Annotated in this window: 9 protein-coding genes and 1 tRNA gene; 6 read left to right on the top strand and 4 right to left on the bottom strand. The window is 51.1% G+C overall.

Annotation, left to right across the window (positions count from 1 at the left end; all coding sequences use genetic code 11):
• The first annotated feature begins 126 nt into the window (after positions 1-126).
• Positions 127-747 (top strand): TetR/AcrR family transcriptional regulator, encoded by a 621-nt coding sequence (locus tag KDX31_02020; protein UTW03834.1) that lies wholly within the window; start codon positions 127-129, stop codon positions 745-747.
• A 224-nt stretch (positions 748-971) separates the two neighbouring features.
• On the opposite strand, the gene KDX31_02015 is transcribed toward KDX31_02020, so the two are convergent.
• On the bottom strand, positions 972-2,741 hold the full coding sequence (locus tag KDX31_02015; GenBank protein ID UTW03833.1) for a phosphate ABC transporter substrate-binding/OmpA family protein: 1,770 nt from the start codon (positions 2,739-2,741) through the stop codon (positions 972-974).
• 180 nt (positions 2,742-2,921) lie between these two features.
• Positions 2,922-3,848: a 3,4-dihydroxyphenylacetate 2,3-dioxygenase gene (gene hpaD / locus KDX31_02010; protein ID UTW03832.1), complete on the bottom strand. Its 927-nt coding sequence runs from the start codon at positions 3,846-3,848 to the stop codon at positions 2,922-2,924.
• 315 nt (positions 3,849-4,163) lie between these two features.
• Here hpaD and KDX31_02005 point away from each other — a divergent pair, with 315 nt between their 5' ends.
• The gene (locus tag KDX31_02005) at positions 4,164-5,354 is read left to right on the top strand and encodes a magnesium transporter (GenBank protein ID UTW03831.1); all 1,191 of its coding nucleotides are present in this window, start codon (positions 4,164-4,166) and stop codon (positions 5,352-5,354) included.
• A gap of 1,944 nt (positions 5,355-7,298) precedes the next feature.
• On the opposite strand, the gene KDX31_02000 is transcribed toward KDX31_02005, so the two are convergent.
• Positions 7,299-7,375: transfer RNA gene (locus KDX31_02000), tRNA-Met, on the bottom strand.
• Between the two features lie 743 nt (positions 7,376-8,118).
• On the opposite strand from KDX31_02000, the gene KDX31_01995 reads away from it, so the two are divergent.
• The 3 genes from KDX31_01995 to KDX31_01985 all read left to right on the top strand — a co-directional run bounded on the left by KDX31_01995 (position 8,119) and on the right by KDX31_01985 (position 14,177).
• Positions 8,119-11,595 (top strand): indolepyruvate ferredoxin oxidoreductase family protein, encoded by a 3,477-nt coding sequence (locus KDX31_01995; protein UTW03830.1) that lies wholly within the window; start codon positions 8,119-8,121, stop codon positions 11,593-11,595.
• Positions 11,596-11,632: 37 nt separating this feature from the next.
• Positions 11,633-12,685: a Glu/Leu/Phe/Val dehydrogenase gene (locus KDX31_01990; GenBank protein ID UTW03829.1), complete on the top strand. Its 1,053-nt coding sequence runs from the start codon at positions 11,633-11,635 to the stop codon at positions 12,683-12,685.
• 79 nt (positions 12,686-12,764) lie between these two features.
• Positions 12,765-14,177, top strand: a complete 1,413-nt coding sequence (locus KDX31_01985; GenBank protein UTW03828.1) for a sodium-dependent transporter — start codon at positions 12,765-12,767, stop codon at positions 14,175-14,177.
• A 267-nt stretch (positions 14,178-14,444) separates the two neighbouring features.
• On the opposite strand, the gene cadA is transcribed toward KDX31_01985, so the two are convergent.
• Positions 14,445-16,769 (bottom strand): cadmium-translocating P-type ATPase, encoded by a 2,325-nt coding sequence (gene cadA / locus KDX31_01980; protein UTW03827.1) that lies wholly within the window; start codon positions 16,767-16,769, stop codon positions 14,445-14,447.
• Positions 16,770-17,447: 678 nt separating this feature from the next.
• Between cadA and KDX31_01975 the strand changes: the two genes are divergently transcribed.
• On the top strand, positions 17,448-19,601 hold the full coding sequence (locus KDX31_01975; protein ID UTW03826.1) for a glutamine synthetase III: 2,154 nt from the start codon (positions 17,448-17,450) through the stop codon (positions 19,599-19,601).
• Positions 19,602-19,692 lie beyond the last annotated feature (91 nt).

Here is a 19,692-nt window from a genome sequence, read left to right as displayed (position 1 = left end):
TATTGTTATTCTGTTTCCTGGCCTGTTGCCTGCCATCTCACCGGAGTGACAAGAAAAACCAAACTAGACAGCGTCAAGATAAGGCTATATTTTGACACTGTCAAGATTGATTGATAGATTGTCCTGATGAAACAGACCGCTCCCCTTCACAATTATCATCACGGTGACCTCCATCAGTCACTGTTGCTTTCGGCCACAGAGATGATCGCAGAGGGAGGCAGCGAAAGCCTCTCAATGCGCAAGCTGGCTGACAAGGTAGGCGTATCCAGAACCGCCCCTTACCACCACTTTAAAGATAAGAATACCCTGTTGTGTGCCATTGCCGAGCAGGGGTTTCAACGGGTCGAAACACTTCTGCAGGAGCTACAAAGCAAAGAATCATCGGAGCCACTGGCGAAAATTTTCACTCAGTATGTGCATACCTATATCGAGCTTGCCTACAAATACCGGGAACAATACGACCTGATGTTTGGCCGGGATATATGGCGCAATGGAACCCCGACGGAATCACTGCTGAAGCGATCAAAAGAACACTTTAAAAGCTGGCTCAGCTGGATCGAACACCTGTGTGAACAGAACGTTATTCGCTCAGGTGACTCAGTGCTACGAACAGCACAGGTCTACTGGGCTACGCTTCATGGTCTCTGCCGCCTGCTGAATGACGGCATCTACACAGAGCAGAGTCAGTTGGACGAGATGGTAAATACTGCAGTAAATATGATGCTAAACCACCCGAAAGCAGATTAATCCAACAGGGTGAATCATCACGGCTTAAAAAACAGGCCGCCGTGCAGATAAAAAATACGTTAATAGTGCAGCAAAAAATATTGATTGATAGTTCAGAGAATCCTGGAAAGGATTTTCACGAAGGGCTGTAGAAAAGCGAAACGCAAAAGATATCAGACACATCGGGGTGAGATAGCAGCCCGGCAGAGTGATTGATCCACCGGGCTGTAGACGACCTGACTGATTTAATAACCGGCCACTGCATCCGGACTACGCACCCAGATCTCAACCCGGCGGTTACGCTGACGACCGGCACTGGTTATATTCGATGCGATGGGTACTGCCTCCCCCAACCCCTGTATAACCTGCACATTGATCCCCCTGGCAAGCAGCGCCTGTTCTACCGCCTGCGCACGCTGTTGTGAGATCTGCTGATTGACGGCGGGCTCACCGATACTGTCGGAGAACCCCACCAGAATAGCGGACTGCCCCGGGTGGTCCTCAAAGTATTTCACTACCCGGTCAAGATCTCGCTGAGCCTTGTTATCGAGCATAATAGTGCCACTGTGAAAGCGGAAATTAAGGGACAGACGTTCTGCATTTTTAGTCAGCTGCATATAGGCCGGTGGTAGCTGGCTGCTCAGCACAGGCCGGGTTTTATAAACATTTTGCGAGATAAACCCGGCCTCTTTTACCACATCCTGCCCCTTGTCAGACAAAACAAAGCGGATAAACTGATCGATCACTGATCCGGTGCCCACCGTTGCAGGTTCATACATATACAGCCGGCGCACCAGAGGATAATCCTCAGTAGAGATAGTAAACGATGTTGGATAGATAGGCTGAGCATTCTCTTCATCGGAGATCGCCAGCGCCTTCGCCCGCAAAATATAGGGAAGACCGATAAAACCGATCGCTCCTTGCTCCTTACTCACCTGATCAGAAAGCTCGATACTGGACTCAATACGCTTAGCATTGGGCGATAGTTTTTTATCATGCTTTTTCAGCACCATCGATTTGAAGGAATCCCAGGTACCCGAATTGGCATCCCGGGCGTACACCCTCACCGGCAAATCGGGCCCGCCAAACGCCGACCAGTTCTCGACCGTGCCGGAAAACAACATCGCCAGCTGAGCAGTACTCAGATGACTGACCGAATTAGCTGGGTTAACAATAACGGCCAGTCCGTCCATGCCGATTATATGCTCGGTGCCTTTCGACTTAAGATCGCCGTAACGTGAAGAAAGTTTATCATTCTCCGCATCCCGGATTCGCCGTGAAGCCATAGCCAGATCGGTATCGCCCTGATCCAACGACTTAAAACCGGTACTTGAACCATGCGCCTGCATCTCAATACGCGATATAAAGCCATCCCCTGGCATACGGAACAGCAGATTATTCTCAACCTCCACTGCGGTGGTACGAAGCTGAATCCCCTCAGCGCCCTGATTCATCAGAAACGCTTTTAACAGTTCAGGTGCCAGAGTCTCACCGATGGTATTCGACCCGTGCAAGCGAAACAGCCTTTTCTCTTTCAGTACCGTTTGCTCAGAGGTCGCCCCCTTACTCTCAGTGGATACAGCCAGCGCCTGAACGTCTGCTGTTCCACCCTCCGGTCCCTGAAAAACATTAAAGCCAAACACCAGCCCAACCAATAAAACCACCCCTAACAGTCCCTGAACTACCCTGTTAGGCTTTTTCGATTCAGCCCCGACACCAGCCACGGTTTCCGGCGGTGTATCTCGACCCGTTTCAATGAAGTTATCCGGATTCTGCGCCGCCGCTTCATGCAGATCGATCTCTTTAGTCAGGTCCAGCGCCTCATCCTTCAGAAGATCCTTATATATCGCCCGGATTCCGGCACTGAACTGAAACTGACTGCTATCCACATTCAAAAGAATATTACGTCGGTATTCACCATCATCAGTAAACTTATGCAGATCAATTGGAGCATGGCCCTCTTTTTCCAGGGCGCGCTTCAGCTTCCATATAAGGTCAAACAGGGTAGTTTTCACGACACAACTCCGGCAGAAATCCAGCAACAAAACCGGGGAGTCTACTCGGAATAAATTTCGTAAATATTACAAAGAGTTAAAAAGTTCAAAGCGGGGGTGGTCAGGAGGTGTTATGCAGAAAAGGAACTGCCGGAGGGTATAGGAAGCCTGAACGGCTTCCCTCCCGATAGCGCTTTGAACTTACAGACGGCTGGAACCGGGTTCAAAGTTTTCGGTAACCGAAGCCTGCGGCCCCGGAACAGCGGCACCATCCTGCTCAGTGACTGGGAAAACACAGTTGATCTGCCCGGTACCTGAGCTACCGAAATAAGGTGTCAGAACCTCAGCCTGCCCCTTATAATCTGACCAGCCAAGAGCCCCCAGCATCATTGCAGTATCATGCATAAAGCCTTCACCGTGACCTTTAGCCGCATATTCAGGCAGCATCTCGCAGAAAGTTTTCCAGTCGCCACGCTGCCACATCTCAACCACTTTATGATCAAGCGTCTCCAGGAACGGACTCCAGACCTTATTAGCAAACTCAGGTGCCTGACCATTTTGAGCAAAACGATGGGACAGTGAACCGCTGGCAAACAATGCCACCGTACCATCATAGTGCTTCTCAATCGCTTCACGCATCGCCCAACCCAAACGGGCGGAGTCGTTCAGATAATGAACCGTACACAACGCTGAAACAGATATCACTTTGAAATGACGATCCTCATTCATATAGCGCATCGGTACCAGCGTGCCGTATTCCGGGGCAAGAGAGGTGGCATCATGGGCCAGCGTTTCCACGCCTTGTAAGTTACACTCTTTGGCAAGAATTTTACCCAGCTCAGGATTGCCATCGTACTCAAACTCCATATTGGAGATAAAATGCGGCAGTTCACCACTGGTGTAATTACCTTTGAAATGGGGGCCACAATTAACGTGATAACCGGCATTTACCAGCCAGTGAGTATCAAACACCACAATCGTGTCAACGCCCAGTTCCCGGCAACGCTTGCCAATTTCGATATGCCCGTCAATAGCAGACTGCCGCGAACCTTTTTGCGGTCCATCAAGCTCAGACAGATACATGCTTGGAACGTGCGTAATTTTCGCAACGAGTGCCAGTTTACCCATTTCAGTTTCCTCTTAATTCTATTATCTACAGACGGGTGCCAAATATGTCAGACTGAGAAATCAGTTCAGACAAATCTCGCTCAGCACACTAAACAGCGTTTTTTGCCCACAGACTGCGCTCAGTTCAATTCCTGTATTTTGTTAACATATTAACTAAATTGCAACTACTATTACACCCAAAATTCTATTGATACAGTGAAGGCATTGAATTTTAAAGGATTTACAAAATAGCCTCTGTAGCATATGCCTCATAACTGGACTATTGTTTATCTGCTTACGTATCCACGGCTGACGATCTGCAATGAGAGTTCTGATATGAATATAGACAATGATGCAACTGACGCCAGCGCAACAACCTTAGCAGATATGGACCCGGCAATTGCTGCGGCCCTGCTGGCACAGCAGACACCCGAGAATATTGAAACTGCACTTGGCGACCTGCCAGCGGATGTAGCGCTGAAAATAGCCTCCCATCTGGCATCTGAAGCGAGCCACAACGATAAGGATAAGAGTACACCGCAGCCGCTTGAAGACCTCAATGGAACCGTTGCCCAGCTGATGACCGAAGCTTTCGGCATATTATCGCCACACAATACTGTCGCCAGTGCTCTGGACTACATTGTCAGAACCGACCCGTCGATCACCATTACCTATATTTATGTTACCGATGAGGCAGATAAACTACTGGGGGTGCTGGCTATGCGAGACCTGCTGCTGGCAAGACCGGGACAGACCCTGGAAGAGATCATGACACCGACCCCTTTCGCTTTCACCCCCGATGTAGAGATGCCTGAGGCAGTTAACGCTGCACTGGCAAAACGCCTTCGTCTTTATCCGGTAATCGATGAGGAAGGCACCCTACTGGGGCAGGTCTATGGCTGGCGGTTGTTTGAATATGTCGCCTCCGAAATCAGTGCGCAGGCAGGATCAATGGTCGGTGTGAATAAAGAGGAGCGCCTCTCAACCCCCATCTTGCAGGCATTTCGTATGCGACATCCCTGGTTACAGATCAATCTGCTTACCGCTTTCGCTGCCGCCTTTGTTGTGGGGATGTTTGAAGACACCATCGCCCGGATTGTCGTACTGGCGATCTTTTTACCGGTTCTCGCCGGACAGAGCGGCAATACCGGTTGCCAGGCCCTGGCCATCACACTGCGTAGTATGACGCTGGGAGAGACCAAAGGTTTTCCAGTCGCTCAACTATTGCGCAAAGAGATCATCCTCGGTGCAATGAACGGCTTTTGTGTTGGACTGATCGCAGCACTGGCCATGTGGCTTTACGCAGGCTTCAGTGGCGCTGGCGATCCGGTAACGCTGGCACTGGTGATTCTGATAGCAATGGTAGGCGCCTGCATAGGCAGCGGAATTTTCGGCGTAATGGTCCCCCTCACCCTGCGAAGATTTGGCGCCGATCCGGCGATGGCCAGCAGCATCTTCCTGACAACCTTCACCGATATTCTGGGGATGGGCCTGATGCTATTACTGGCAACCAGTTTGCTGCTGTAGTTTAACTGAAAAAGACGTTAATAAAGAGCCGAGCCCGACGCGCCCTATCTCAATCAACGCACCGAATTTCAGGCAAAAAAAAAGACCAACCATTAGGTTAGTCTGATTTTATACGTTGGTCGCGGGGGCCAGATCTAAACCGACGACCTTTCTGCCCTTATAAAGAGCCGAGCCCGACGCTTTCTCTGCGTCGTTATAATCCACTGAATTTCAGACACAAAAAAAGGCATGTCTTCCGACACACCTTTAATTATTACGTTGATAGCAGGGCCAGAGCTGAGCTGTCGGCCTTCCCGAGCGTTTATAAAGAGCCGAGCCCGACGCATCCTATACCAATCAACGCACCAAATTTCAGGCAAAAAAAAAGACCAACCATTAGGTTAGTCTGATTTTATACGTTGGTCGCGGGGCCAGATCTAAACCGACGACCTTTCTGCCCTTATAAAGAGCCGAGCCCGACGCTCTCCTTACCAACCAAACCTCTGAATTTCAGACACAAAAAAAGGCATGTCATTACGACACACCTTTAATTATTACGTTGGTAGCAGAGGACAGATCTAAACTGACAACCTTCCTGCCCTTATAAAGAGCCGAGCCCAACGCTCTCCTTACCAACCAAACCTCTGAATTACAGGCACAAAAAAAGGCATGTCATTACGACACACCTTTAATTATTACGTTGATAGCAGGGCCAGAGCTGAGCTGTCGGCCTTCCCGAGCGTTTATAAAGAGCCGAGCCCGACGCTCTCCTTACCAACCAAACCTCTGAATTACAGGCACAAAAAAAGGCATGTCTTCCGACACACCTTTAATTATTACGTTGGTAGCGGGGGCCAGATTTGAACTGACGACCTTTCTGCCCTTATAAAGAGCCGAGCCCGACGCTTTTATACCAACCAATCCTCTGAATTTCAGACACAAAAAAAGGCATGCCTTTCGACACACCTTTAATTATTACGTTGATAGCAGGGCCAGAGCTGAGCTGTCGACCTTCCCGAGCGTTTATAAAGAGCCGAGCCCGACGCTTTTATACCAACCAATCCTCTGAATTTCAGACACAAAAAAAGGCATGCCTTTCGACACACCTTTAATTATTACGTTGGTAGCGGGGGCCAGATTTGAACTGACGACCTTCCCGAGCGTTTATAAAGAGCCGAGCCCGACGCTTTTATACCAACCAATCCTCTAAATTTCAGACACAAAAAAAGGCATGCCTTTCGACACACCTTTAATTATTACGTTGGTAGCGGGGGCCAGATTTGAACTGACGACCTTCCCGAGCGTTTATAAAGAGCCGAGCCCGACGCTTTTATACCAACCAATCCTCTGAATTTCAGACACAAAAAAAGGCATGCCTTTCGACACACCTTTAATTATTACGTTGGTAGCGGGGGCCAGATTTGAACTGACGGCCTTCCCGAGCGTTTATAAAGAGCCGAGCCCGACGCTTTTATACCAACCAATCCTCTGAATTTCAGACACAAAAAAAGGCATGCCTTTCGACACACCTTTAATTATTACGTTGGTAGCGGGGGCCAGATTTGAACTGACGACCTTCCCGAGCGTTTATAAAGAGCCGAGCCCGACGCTTTTATACCAACCAATCCTCTAAATTTCAGACACAAAAAAAGGCATGCCTTTCGACACACCTTTAATTATTACGTTGGTAGCGGGGGCCAGATTTGAACTGACGACCTTCCCGAGCGTTTATAAAGAGCCGAGCCCGACGCTTTTATACCAACCAATCCTCTAAATTTCAGACACAAAAAAAGGCATGCCTTTCGACACACCTTTAATTATTACGTTGGTAGCGGGGGCCAGATTTGAACTGACGACCTTTCTGCCCTTATAAAGAGCCGAGCCCGACGCTTTTATACCAACCAATCCTCTGAATTTCAGACACAAAAAAAGGCATGCCTTTCGACACACCTTTAATTATTACGTTGGTAGCGGGGGCCAGATTTGAACTGACGACCTTCGGGTTATGAGCCCGACGAGCTACCAGGCTGCTCCACCCCGCATCAACGTGGGGCGTATACTACATACGAGATCCCCTCTTGGCAAACGTTTTAGCTAAATAAATTAAATAACGTTACTCAACGACTGTTTGTTCAGAAAAATAACCCTATTGCGGCTCACCATACTCCCCAGGATTGCTTCTGACGCACAGGGACAACAACAAAAAATGAAAATCCTCTGAATTCAAAAAAACTTCAGTAGAAATTGCTGACGATTCAATTTGCTGCTGATAATGGATGCCTGTTGAATTTAAAGGAAATAGGGGTATTTACTTACAAAGCACTGAAAGAAAAATCCTCTGCATTTATAAAATATTGCCATAAATAACATCCATATATGACATATATGCATCCGTTTTCTTGGTTGACTTGCCCTATCGCCGCGACTAATGTTGATCGCCAGCACACCCCAAAAAGGTAGCGCTGACAGAAATAACCCGGTCTATCCGCCGGAACAATAACAACAATATTCAGACCTGGCTGTGATCCGGCTAAGGTGAAAGGTAATTATCATGACCTACCGCTTTTTCTTGTGGCGCACACCGTTGTGCCATCCTTACCTCACAGGCCCTCAGCCTGTTGCCAGCTTATCTATTATCAAAAGTTCCATAATCCAAAGACTGATAGCCCGCTTCCGGAATAGTCCGCCTCCTGGCGTCTGATCCCTTTTTATCTATCCATCTACTGTCTGATTCGTTCTGAACCAGAGGCATCACTGTTGCCGTTCAGAGCCGGGAGCTATCAACATGAAAAATACCGTTTCACTGCAGGATAAGTGGGAAAAACAAACCGGCCGGGTCTACCTCACCGGCAGCCAGGCGCTGGCTCGCCTGCCGATGCTTCAAGCCGCACGGGATAAAAAAGCGGGACTGAATACTGCCGGCTTTATCTCGGGTTATCGGGGATCTCCGCTGGGTAACTTCGACAAAACCCTGTGGCAGATTCGTGATTATCTGAAGCAGGACAATATCGTCTTTCAACCGGGCGTAAACGAAGATCTGGGAGCCACCGCTGTTTGGGGATCTCAACAGGTTAATGTGTTCGAAGGCGCCCGCTATGATGGCGTTTTCGGCCTCTGGTATGGCAAAGGCCCAGGTGTGGACCGCACCGGCGATGTACTGAAACATGCCAACGCCTTTGGTACCTCTGAGTATGGCGGAGTACTGGCGATTGCCGGTGACGACCATGCCAGCAAGTCCTCCACGCTACCCCATCAGAGCGACTACGCCTTTATGGATGCGATGATTCCGGTGCTCTATCCATCCGGGATTCAGGAGATGCTGGATTATGGACTGTATGGCTGGGCGATGTCCCGCTACAGCGGCTGCTGGGTTGGTCTGAAAGCACTGGCTGAGGTAATGGACTCAGCCATCTCTGCCAATCTTGACCATGAACGACTGGAGATCAGCATCCCGGAGGGCTTCGAACTTCCTGCGGATGGTCTGAACGCTCGCTGGCCGGATAAGCCGCTACAGCAGGAGGAACGCCTGCATCACTATAAAATCCGTGCAGCGCAGGCTTTCTGCCGCCATAACCGGCTGGACAAAACGGTTATCGATACCACTCAGCCACGCTTCGGCATTGTCACCACCGGAAAATCCTACCTCGATGTACTGCAGGCACTGGAAGACCTGGGTATCAGCCACCAGCAGGCGGCAGACCTCGGTATCCGTCTGTACAAGGTCGCCATGCCCTGGCCGCTGGAACCGGAAGGGATCTATGCGTTTGCTGAAGGCCTGGATGAGATCCTGGTAATCGAAGAGAAACGTGGACTGATTGAAGATCAGCTGAAGGAACAACTCTATAGCTGGCAGGATTGTCATCAGGGTAGCCGTCCGCGGGTTGTCGGAAAGAAAGATCATCTGGGTAATGAGTTACTGACCAGTCTCAGCGAACTGACACCGGCTATGATCGCCCGGGCGATTGCTGCACGCATCGCCCCCTTTCACAGCAGTGAACAGATCAGCAACCGCCTCGCTTTCCTCAGCGAAAAAGAATATGAACTGGCGCAGCCCCGCGCCTTGCTCGAACGGACCCCGCACTTCTGCTCAGGCTGTCCCCACAACACCTCCACCGTAGTACCCGAGGGCAGTCGCGCACTGGGCGGTATCGGCTGTCACTATATGGCCACCTGGATGGATCGCGGTACCGACACGTTTACCCAGATGGGCGGTGAAGGCGCAACCTGGATCGGTCAGGCGCCATTCACCGATAACAACCATGTATTCCAGAATCTGGGCGACGGCACCTACTTTCATTCGGGCCTGCTGGCAATACGCGCAGCCATCGCCTCCGGTGCCAATATCACTTATAAGGTGCTGTACAACGATGCGGTGGCCATGACCGGCGGTCAGCCGATCGATGGTCAGCTAACCGTGCAGCAGATAACCCACCAGCTCTATGGTGAAGGTGTCCATCGTATCGCCGTGGTCAGCGATGAACCGGATAAATACCCCAGCCGCTCAGAATTTGCCGACGGCGTAACCTTCCACCATCGGGATGATCTGCAGGCGGTACAGATGGAACTGCGGGACATCCCTGGCTGCACCGCAATGGTTTATGACCAGACCTGCGCGGCGGAGAAACGTCGTCGCCGCAAGCGCAGCGAAATGACCGATCCGCAAAAGCGGGTCGTCATCAATCAGGAAATCTGTGAAGGTTGCGGTGACTGCGGCGTACAATCCAACTGTTTGTCACTGCTACCAAAAGAGACGGATCGTGGCCGTAAACGCGACATCGATCAGTCCGCCTGCAACAAAGATTTCAGCTGCATCCGGGGCTTCTGCCCCAGCTTTGTTACCGTCAAAGGGGGCAAACTGCGTAAGCCCGCACCGCTGGGCAAAACCAGTCAGTTCCCGGAACTGCCTCTGCCGCAGCTACCCGGCTGCACTACACCTTACAACATCCTGCTGACTGGCGTCGGAGGCACTGGTGTGGTGACCGTCAGCGCCCTGCTGGGTATGGCGGCGCATATCGAAGGTAAAGGTGCCGGGGTACTCGATCAGATCGGTCTGGCACAAAAATTTGGCGCGGTGATGAGCCATATCCGTATTGCCGAGACACAGGAACAGATCCACACCGTGCGTATCCCCGCTGGCGAAACGGACCTGATGATCGGTTTTGATCTGATGGTCGGCGCCAGTGAAGAGGCGCTGGGCAAGCTGGATCGTCAGCGTAGCCAGGTGGTGATCAATAACCATGAAACGATGCCGGCCGCATTCACCCGCGACCCCGATCTGCAGGTACCTACTGCAGAGATGGAACAGGTGATCCGTGATACAGCAAAGCCTCAGAGCAGTTTCTGTCTTGACGCCACGACTCTGGCCACCAATCTGCTCGGAGATGGAATGGCCGTTAACCTGTTCTGCATCGGCTATGCCTGGCAGAAAGGACTGATTCCACTGGAGATGGAGTCTATCGGGCAGGCGATAGAACTTAATGGGGTGGCTGTTGAGGCTAACAAACAGGCATTCCTCTGGGGACGACGTGCAGCACATAACCTGCAGCAGGTTGAACAGATCATCACTCCCGCCAGTGATACTCACGCAGTCAGGATGATGCCCGGGCTGGATGAGGTGATCCGCCGAGAGATGACGCATCTTGAGCAATACCAGAGTGCCGCACTGGCACAGCGCTATCAGACGCTGGTGAATAAAGTCGCCGAACACGAAAAACAACTGGGCAAAGGGATCGGCCTGAGCCTGGCCGTTGCAGAAAACTACAGCAAGCTACTGGCCTATAAAGATGAGTATGAGGTTGCCCGACAACTCACTTCCGCCAGCTTCCGGCAGCAGCTGGAAAGCCAGTTTGAAGGTGAGTTTGAACTTGAGTTTAATCTGGCTCCGCCTCTGATCTCACGTCTCAACAGCGCCACCGGTCGTCCGGTAAAACGCCGTTTCAGTGAAAAGGTTATGCCGCTGTTCCGCCTGTTGGCCAGACTCAGAACACTGCGGGGGACGCCACTGGACCTGTTTGGCTACAGCGCTGACCGTCGCCTGGAACGCCGCCTGATCCGCGAATATGAGCAGGATATCCAGGCAATTCTGGGAAACCTCAGCAGGGAAAATCTGCAGGATGCGACGGAGCTGGCACGGCTGCCATCGGTTATCCGGGGCTACGGACCGGTCAAAGAGATCGCTTACGGAAACGCCCAGACGCAACGCCAGCAGTTACAGGAACGTATCCTTGGTCTGGAAAACGCGTCATCCCAGGCAACTGTTTAATAACAATTAAAACCACGCAATATTCAGGAATACCGTTATGTCCGTTTTTAGTCATACCGAATTTGATAACCACGAGCAGGTTGTCTTCTGCCACGACGAGATCACTGGCCTGAAAGCCATTATCGCTATCCATAACACCAACCGCGGTCCGGCACTGGGCGGCTGCCGCATGTGGCACTATGCCAGCGATGAGGAAGCCGTTAACGATGTCCTGCGTCTGTCCAAAGGCATGACCTACAAGTCAGCCCTGGCCAATCTGGATCTGGGCGGTGGCAAGTCGGTGATCATCGGCGATCCCCGCAAACATAAAACCGCAGACCTGCTGGCAGCAATGGGCCGCTTTCTTGAGCGCACCGGCAACCAGTATATTGCGGCGGAAGACTCCGGCACCTCGGTAGCCGATCTGCAGGTGATGGCACAGCAAACCAATAACGTCGCCGGCATCACCGCGCGCACCGGCATTGACGGCCTGCCCTGCAACGGCGACCCTTCGCCGGCCACCGCTTACGGCACCTATATCGGCTTAAAAACCGCCGTACAATATCAACTGGACCGCACCGATCTGAAGGGTATTAAAGTGGCGATTCAAGGGGTTGGCAATGTCGGATACCGGCTGGCCGAACAACTGCATCAGGCGGGCGCTCAACTGTTTGTTACCGACATCCATCCGGAACAGGTGGAACGTGCGGTTAAAGAGCTGGGAGCCACCGCCGTCAGCCAGAATGAGGTTCTGTCACTGGACGTGGATGTAATCGCCCCCTGTGCACTGGGTGCGATCCTCAATGATGAGTCTATCCCGCTGATCAAAGCAAAGGTCATTGCCGGAGCGGCCAACAACCAGCTCGCCTCACAACGACACGACCTGATGCTACGTGAACGCGGTATTCTCTATGCCCCTGATTACGTTCTCAATGCCGGCGGCATCATCGATATCTTTTATGAGCGTATCGGCCACGAACACACTAAAGTGCGCGCCCATATCGAAACTATCGCCGACACCCTGCGTGAGATTTTCCACCGGGCCGACACACAGGACCGTCCCACAGGCGAAATAGCTAACGAACTGGCTGAAGAGCGTTTCACCAGGTGAGCTAACTGAAAACTTCAAATAAGCCCATTACCAGCGGGCTTATTTTCTCTGAAATAACAATAATATCTGGAGATAACTAATGACTGAACTGGTTCAGAACCCGGCACTGGATGCCACTTCCGACAACGCCCGCAAAGACCACCCGATGTGGTCATCCCGCATGGCATTTATTCTGGCAGCCAGTGGCTCGGCCGTAGGACTGGGAAATATCTGGAAGTTCCCCTATATCACCGGTGAAAATGGTGGCGGGGCTTTCGTTCTGGTTTACCTGCTCTGCATCGGTCTGATCGGTATTCCCATTATGATCGCTGAGGTCATGATTGGCCGTCGTGGCGGCCGTAGTCCAATCAACAGTATGCGCCAGTTGACTCAGCGTGATGGTCTCTCCAAGCGCTGGGTCTGGATTGGGGGCATGGGCATACTCGCCTCGATTCTGATCTTATCCTTCTATTCGGTGATTGGTGGCTGGGCACTGGCCTATATTGGCAACTCCGCTAACGGTCTGTTTATCGGCGCCAGTACCGAGGCTATCGGCACCATGTTTAGTAGCCTGCTGGCCGATCCCTACACCCTGCTTCTCTGGCATTCGGTGTTTATGCTGCTGGTGATTATGATCGTGGCACGGGGCCTCCGCTCCGGTATGGAAAAAGCGATCAATATCCTGATGCCCCTGCTGTTTGTCCTGCTGCTGGTGATGGTGGGTTATGCTATGAGCACCAACAGCTTTGCTGAGGGTTTCGCTTTTCTGTTTCAGCCAGACTTTTCCAAACTGACGACCGCAGGGGTTCTGACCGCACTGGGACATGCCTTCTTTACCCTCAGCCTGGGTATGGGTGTGATGATGGCTTACGGGTCCTATCTGCCGAAGCAGGTGTCCATTGTTAAAACGGCTGTGACCGTGTCAGTTGTGGATACCATAGTAGCGTTGCTGGCCGGCCTGGCAATCTTTCCGCTGGTGTTTGCCAACGGACTTGAAGCGGGAGCAGGCCCGGGGCTGATCTTCCAGACCCTGCCAATCGCCTTTGGCCAGATGAGTGGCGGCATCCTGTTTGGCAGCCTGTTCTTTATACTACTGGTGGTAGCGGCAATAACCTCGGCAATTTCACTGCTGGAACCACTGGTTGAATGGTTTGAGGAACAAAAAGGGATCAGTCGTCTGAGTGGCACCCTGATTGGCGGCATCAGTATCTGGGCACTGGGGATTCTGACCATTCTGTCGCTCAATGTCTGGGCGGATGTGCATCCACTGGGAATGTTCGAACGCTTTTCCGGAAAAACCTTTTTCGATCTGTTCGACTACGCCACCGCCAACCTGATTATGCCGCTGGTCGGTCTGGCGACCGCACTCTTTGTCGGCTGGTTTATGTCAAAACCTGCAGCAGAAAACGAACTCAATCTGGGTAACGGGCTGGCCTACAACAGCTTTATGTTTGTTATCCGCTTTATTACCCCGGCTGCAGTTCTGGTGGTGTTCATCTATAACCTGATCTGACAGTTGAGTTAGGTTAAATAGAGTATCGTTAAAAGCCCTGCCTGTGCGGGGCTTTTTATTAATGCCGCAACATAAAACACAATCACTTTCTGAGGCTTATCAGCCAGAAGACAAATATCCCGGACACCTAAACAGAGAATCATTAATATTTATATTGCGCTACAAAGACAATAATCTAAATCAACAGATAGCTTCAAAGGTCAGTTGGTTGTTAAGCGAAATAACGTTCTTACGTTTTTCTTTGTTACGTTCTACTTTAATTACGTTCTATAAGTGCACTCGCTTGAGTCTGAGCGAATTGCTGATGACCGAAACAGAGCTGAAGCTCATCGCTGCAGCAGCGATCATGGGCGATAGCAATATGCCAAAGAATGGATACAGCAATCCCGCAGCAACAGGCACTCCTGCGGAGTTGTAAAAGAAGGCGAAAAACAGGTTCTGCCTGATATTACGCATGGTCGCCCGGCTTAATCGTCTGGCCTTGACGATCCCCTGCAAATCACCTTTGACTAAGGTGATGCCGGCGCTCTCTATTGCCACATCGGTCCCGCTGCCCATGGCAATACCGACATGGGCCTGCGCCAGTGCCGGGGCATCATTAATGCCATCACCCGCCATCGCGACGATATGCCCTTCAGCCTGAAGCTTTTTGATCAGCTCAGCTTTCTGTTCAGGCAGTACCCCGGCATGAACCTGATCGATTTCCAACTTGCCGGCTACCGCATTTGCGGTGAGCTGATTGTCACCGGTCATCATCACAATGCGGATCCCTTCGGCATGCAGATCACGAATGGCTTCGGTCGTTGTCTCCTTGACGGGGTCGGCTACACCGATCAAACCGACGGCCTTGCCGTCAATGGCAACCAGCATAACCGTCTGACCTTCAGCGCGTTGCTGGTCCGCTTGCTGAGACAGGTTAGCCACATTGATATCCAGGTTTTCCAGCAGCGCTGCATTGCCTGCCGCCACCGTCTGACCATCAACCTCACCCGTCACCCCCTTACCCGTCACCGATTTAAAGTTATCGGGCTTAACCAGCTTAAGCCCCTGCTCTTCAGCGCCACGCACAATCGCTTCCGCCAACGGGTGTTCGCTGCCTCTTTCAAGACTGGCGGCCACTCTTAACAGCTCCTCCTCGGTAAAATCCGTTGCAGCGTGCACAACAACAAGCCCTGGCTTGCCCTCGGTCAGCGTACCGGTTTTATCCACCACCAGAGTATCAACCTTTTCCATGATCTCCAGCGCTTCGGCATTCTTGATCAGGACACCGGCCTGAGCACCACACCCTGTTCCCACCATGATGGCAATGGGTGTAGCAAGCCCCAGCGCACAAGGACAGGCAATAATCAAAACCGCGACGGCATTGACCATGGCATGTGCCAGGCGTGGCTCCGGTCCCCATAGCCACCAGACCAAAAAGGTGATCACGGCAACGCCAACCACAGCCGGGACAAAATATCCGGCCACGACATCGGCCAATTTTTGAATTGGAGCTCGCGTTCGTTGTGCGCTGGCGACCATGGTAACAATGTGTGCCAACAGGGTATCGGAGCCCACTTTTTCTGCCCGCATCAATAAACTGCCGGTGCCATTGACGGTTGCGCCGATGAGTTTATCGCCGGCGGACTTTGTGACCGGAATCGATTCACCGGTGACCATAGACTCGTCGATGTTACTTGCGCCCTCAATGACCGTACCGTCTACCGGCACTTTATCGCCCGGACGAACCCGCAAGGTATCCCCCCTTTGCACCTGCTCCAGGGGGCTATCTTTTTCTGAACCATCTTCCCGGACAATGCGGGCGGTATTCGGAGCAAGGCTGAGCAACATCTGAATAGCTGCGTTGGTTCGTGAGCGGGCACGCAATTCCAGCACCTGCCCCAACAGAACCAGTGCAGTAATCATGGCTGCGGCTTCGAAATAAACGGCTACCAGACCTCCGGGCATCTGCATAGCAGGTGGAAACAGCCCCGGGAACAGCAGTGCCATCATGCTGTAGCTCCAGGCGACTGAAACACCCAGGGCAATCAGGGTAAACATATTAAGATTCCAGGTCCGGACGGATTGCCATCCGCGCACAAAAAACGGCCAGCCACCCCAGACCACTACGGGTGTCGCCAGCGCACATTCGATCCATTGAATCAGCTGCATCGAAAGCCTGCTTGGTAACCAGTCAGGCTGCATATCGACCATCATGGCCAGAAAAAAGACCGGCAAGGCGAACATGGTGCAGATCCAGAAGCGCCTACTCATATCAATTAGTTCTGCATTATTTTCTTCACCGCCGGAAGTAACCGGCTCCAGCGCCATCCCGCACTTAGGGCAATTGCCGGGATGATCCTGAGTCACTTCGGGGTGCATGGGACAGGTGTACTTTTTTAACTTAGCGGTGTTGCTGTCTGGTGAGGATATTTCCTTATCCTTATCCAAATACTGTTCCGGGGTCGTCTTGAATTTCTTCAGGCAATGCTCACTGCAGAATAAATACCGCTGACCGGCATAATCATAAACGTGCCGTGAGTCACTTGATACCGACATACCACAGACAGGGTCTGTGAACTGACCTTTTTGTTGATTAAGCTGTACGGTCATAGTCCATCCTCTTTTTGAGGTAGCTAACAGACCAATAGGGGGATACAGCGGGGCTATCGTGCTTTTCAATGCCGTGCAGCGAAACCTGAGCATATGAACATACGGAGATTAAGCAAAACGTCAGTAAAAAACACCTGACTGATCTTTCATGCCCCCTATCATCGTATTTTAAATCCGTGTGTTTTAGCTCGATGACGATAAAAGGCTGTAAAGTCCTCACTGTTTCTCAAGCGGATGCTGGCCACCTGATCACTCTGGCCTACATTAATACTTGCACAGTATTGAATATTGTAAACAGCAGTCTAAAAAACAAGCTAAAAGACCGCTTCCGATGGACTGAAGTTCTGGATCGGAACCCTGTATCGAAGTCCTGAATAGAAGTCATGCTTAAGCTCTCGAGTGAATAGACTTTTTCTGTGCCGACTGCAGCAACAGATCAATAAATGGCCAATAAAAATATCATCGGTTTAAACAGCCCGACGAAGCCGTTTCTGACGACCCGCCTCTGGAAGACTTATCTTGCTAGAATTTTTTACTTAAGCGGTGATTTGAGCATCAAATTGGTTCGATTATTGCTTTTATAAACTCCAATAGCTTGTCAGCTATTGGTTATCCAGGTTTCCACGACCGCAGTAACCAAAAGTCCACCAGAATATTTTGGATACCCAGGGGTATTACATGAGCGCAAATGAATCACGTTTGAAAGCAGTTTACGAAATTACCAGTGCAAAACCATTTGAGACTGAAATGACAGCCCCTCTGAAAGAGATCTGGGCCTGCGATGTCTTTGGTTTGCAGCAGATGGAAGAATCGCTTTCAAAAGCAGCCTTTAAAGCAATTAAAAATACCGTACAAACAGGTGCCGAGCTCGACCCTGCCGTAGCGGATATTGTTGCTGCGGCGATGAAAGACTGGGCGATGTCTAAAGGCGCTAAATTCTTCTCTCATATATTTTACCCAATGACCAATGCGACTGCAGAAAAGCACGACGGTTTTGTGGTAACAAACTCAGATGGCACCGCAATCACCGAATTTACCGGCAGTTTGTTGATCAAAGGGGAGCCGGACGGTTCATCATTCCCGAACGGCAGTCTGCGAATGACCAACGCTGCGCGCGGCTACACCGCATGGGATCCAACCAGCCCGGCGTATATCATGCATACCGCAAACGGTGCTGTGCTGACGATTCCAAGCGTATTTATGTCCTGGACCGGCGAAGCACTGGATAAGAAAATCCCGCTACTGCGTTCCAATTCGGCAATGAATACCGCGGCTCAGAAAGTATTAACGCTGATGGGCGAAACAGAGATCGCGCCCCTGAATTCCAGTTGTGGTGCTGAACAGGAATACTTCCTGGTTGACGAACTTTTTGCCAACGCTCGCCCCGATCTGCTGTTAGCAGGCCGGACACTGTTCGGTGCTTCACCCGCTAAAGGTCAGCAGTTCGATGATCACTATTTTGGTGCAATACCTGAACGCGTACAGGTATTTATGCAGGATTTAGAGGATAAACTCTACCGTCTGGGCATTCCGGCGAAAACCCACCACAACGAAGTAGCACCCGGCCAGTTTGAAATTGCACCTTACTTTGAAGCCGCCAACGTTGCCTCTGATCACCAGCAACTGCTGATGACACTTCTGAAAAATACCGCTAAAAAACATGGCTTTATCTGTCTTTTACATGAAAAACCCTTTGCTGGTGTAAACGGTTCAGGTAAGCATGTTAACTGGTCAGTAGGTAACGCAACCCAGGGTAATCTGCTTGATCCGGGCAACACACCTAATGAGAATCTAAACTTCCTGCTCTTTTGTGGTGCAGTAATTCGTGGCGTGCACAAATTTGGACCACTTCTGCGTGCAGCGATCGCATCCGCAGCCAACGATCACCGTTTGGGTGCAAACGAAGCTCCTCCGGCAATTCTGTCGGTCTATCTGGGCAGCCAGTTGGAAAAGGTGTTTGACAATATCAGAACCGGTGAGCTACACGTGCCTACAACTGGCGGACAGATGGATCTGGGACTGTCACAAATTCTGAAGTTTGAACGTGATCCTGGCGACCGTAACCGCACCTCGCCTTTCGCTTTTACCGGTAACCGTTTCGAGTTCCGTGCTGTGGGTTCATCTCAGTCCGTTTCGGGTCCACTGGTGGCAATGAATACCATGCTGGCTGACTCTCTTGAGTGGATTGCAGAAAAACTTGAAGCTGAACTGAGCCAAAATTCGGATAAAGCTGTCGCAGTATTCGCTGTACTTAAAGAGCTGATGGAACTTCACGGTAATGTCGTGTTTGGCGGTGACGGATACTCGTCAGAGTGGCACAAAGCCGCCGTTGAAGAACGTGGTCTGAAGAATATCCCTACCACTGCTGACGCGCTGCCAGCGTTCAAGACTCCGGAAGTTATTGAACTGTTCTCCAAAACAGGCGTTTTAACACCCGTAGAGCTGGCCAGCCGTTTTGAAGTCTATGCTGAGCAGTATGTACTGTCGATTGAAGTTGAAGCTAAGCTGGTTTCAGAGATGGCAACCACCATGATCTATCCGGCGGCTATCAGCTACCTGGCGAAGATCGCCTCTACCGGCATTAAACTTGATTACTCACCGGCTGGTGCCGTAGCTGAAACAGCTTCTGCAATGATGGCCTGCGTTGAAAAACTTAACGCGGCACTGGAATCAGAACACTTTGATTCTACCGAAGCGCATATGAGCTTCCTGGCTAACGACGTTCGTGGTCTGATGGATGAAGTGCGTGCATCTGCGGACAAGTTGGAAACACTGGTTGCTGACGATCTGTGGCCTCTGCCTAAGTACCGTGAGATGTTGTTTATTAAATAACAGTTTTTCGGACACCGTTCGCCCTTCCGGGCGGCACATAAAAAGCACTGCCCGTAAGGCCAGTGCTTTTTTATTTACAGTCCCTGCCCGC

Source organism: Amphritea atlantica, assembly GCA_024397875.1.
GTDB classification, from domain to species: Bacteria; Pseudomonadota; Gammaproteobacteria; order Pseudomonadales; family Balneatricaceae; genus Amphritea; species Amphritea atlantica_B.
The sequence above is the reverse complement of the archived record's forward strand: the minus strand, read 5'-3'. Positions and strand labels throughout refer to the sequence as shown.

Excerpts from the sequence above, each read along its gene's own strand:
- KDX31_02020 (UTW03834.1), top strand. The coding sequence starts at position 127 with ATGAAACAGACCGCTCCCCTTCACAATTATCATCACGGTGACCTCCAT.
- hpaD (UTW03832.1), bottom strand. The coding sequence starts at position 3,848 with ATGGGTAAACTGGCACTCGTTGCGAAAATTACGCACGTTCCAAGCATG.
- KDX31_02005 (UTW03831.1), top strand. The coding sequence starts at position 4,164 with ATGAATATAGACAATGATGCAACTGACGCCAGCGCAACAACCTTAGCA.
- KDX31_01995 (UTW03830.1), top strand. The coding sequence starts at position 8,119 with ATGAAAAATACCGTTTCACTGCAGGATAAGTGGGAAAAACAAACCGGC.
- KDX31_01990 (UTW03829.1), top strand. The coding sequence starts at position 11,633 with ATGTCCGTTTTTAGTCATACCGAATTTGATAACCACGAGCAGGTTGTC.
- KDX31_01985 (UTW03828.1), top strand. The coding sequence starts at position 12,765 with ATGACTGAACTGGTTCAGAACCCGGCACTGGATGCCACTTCCGACAAC.
- cadA (UTW03827.1), bottom strand. The coding sequence starts at position 16,769 with ATGACCGTACAGCTTAATCAACAAAAAGGTCAGTTCACAGACCCTGTC.
- KDX31_01975 (UTW03826.1), top strand. The coding sequence starts at position 17,448 with ATGAGCGCAAATGAATCACGTTTGAAAGCAGTTTACGAAATTACCAGT.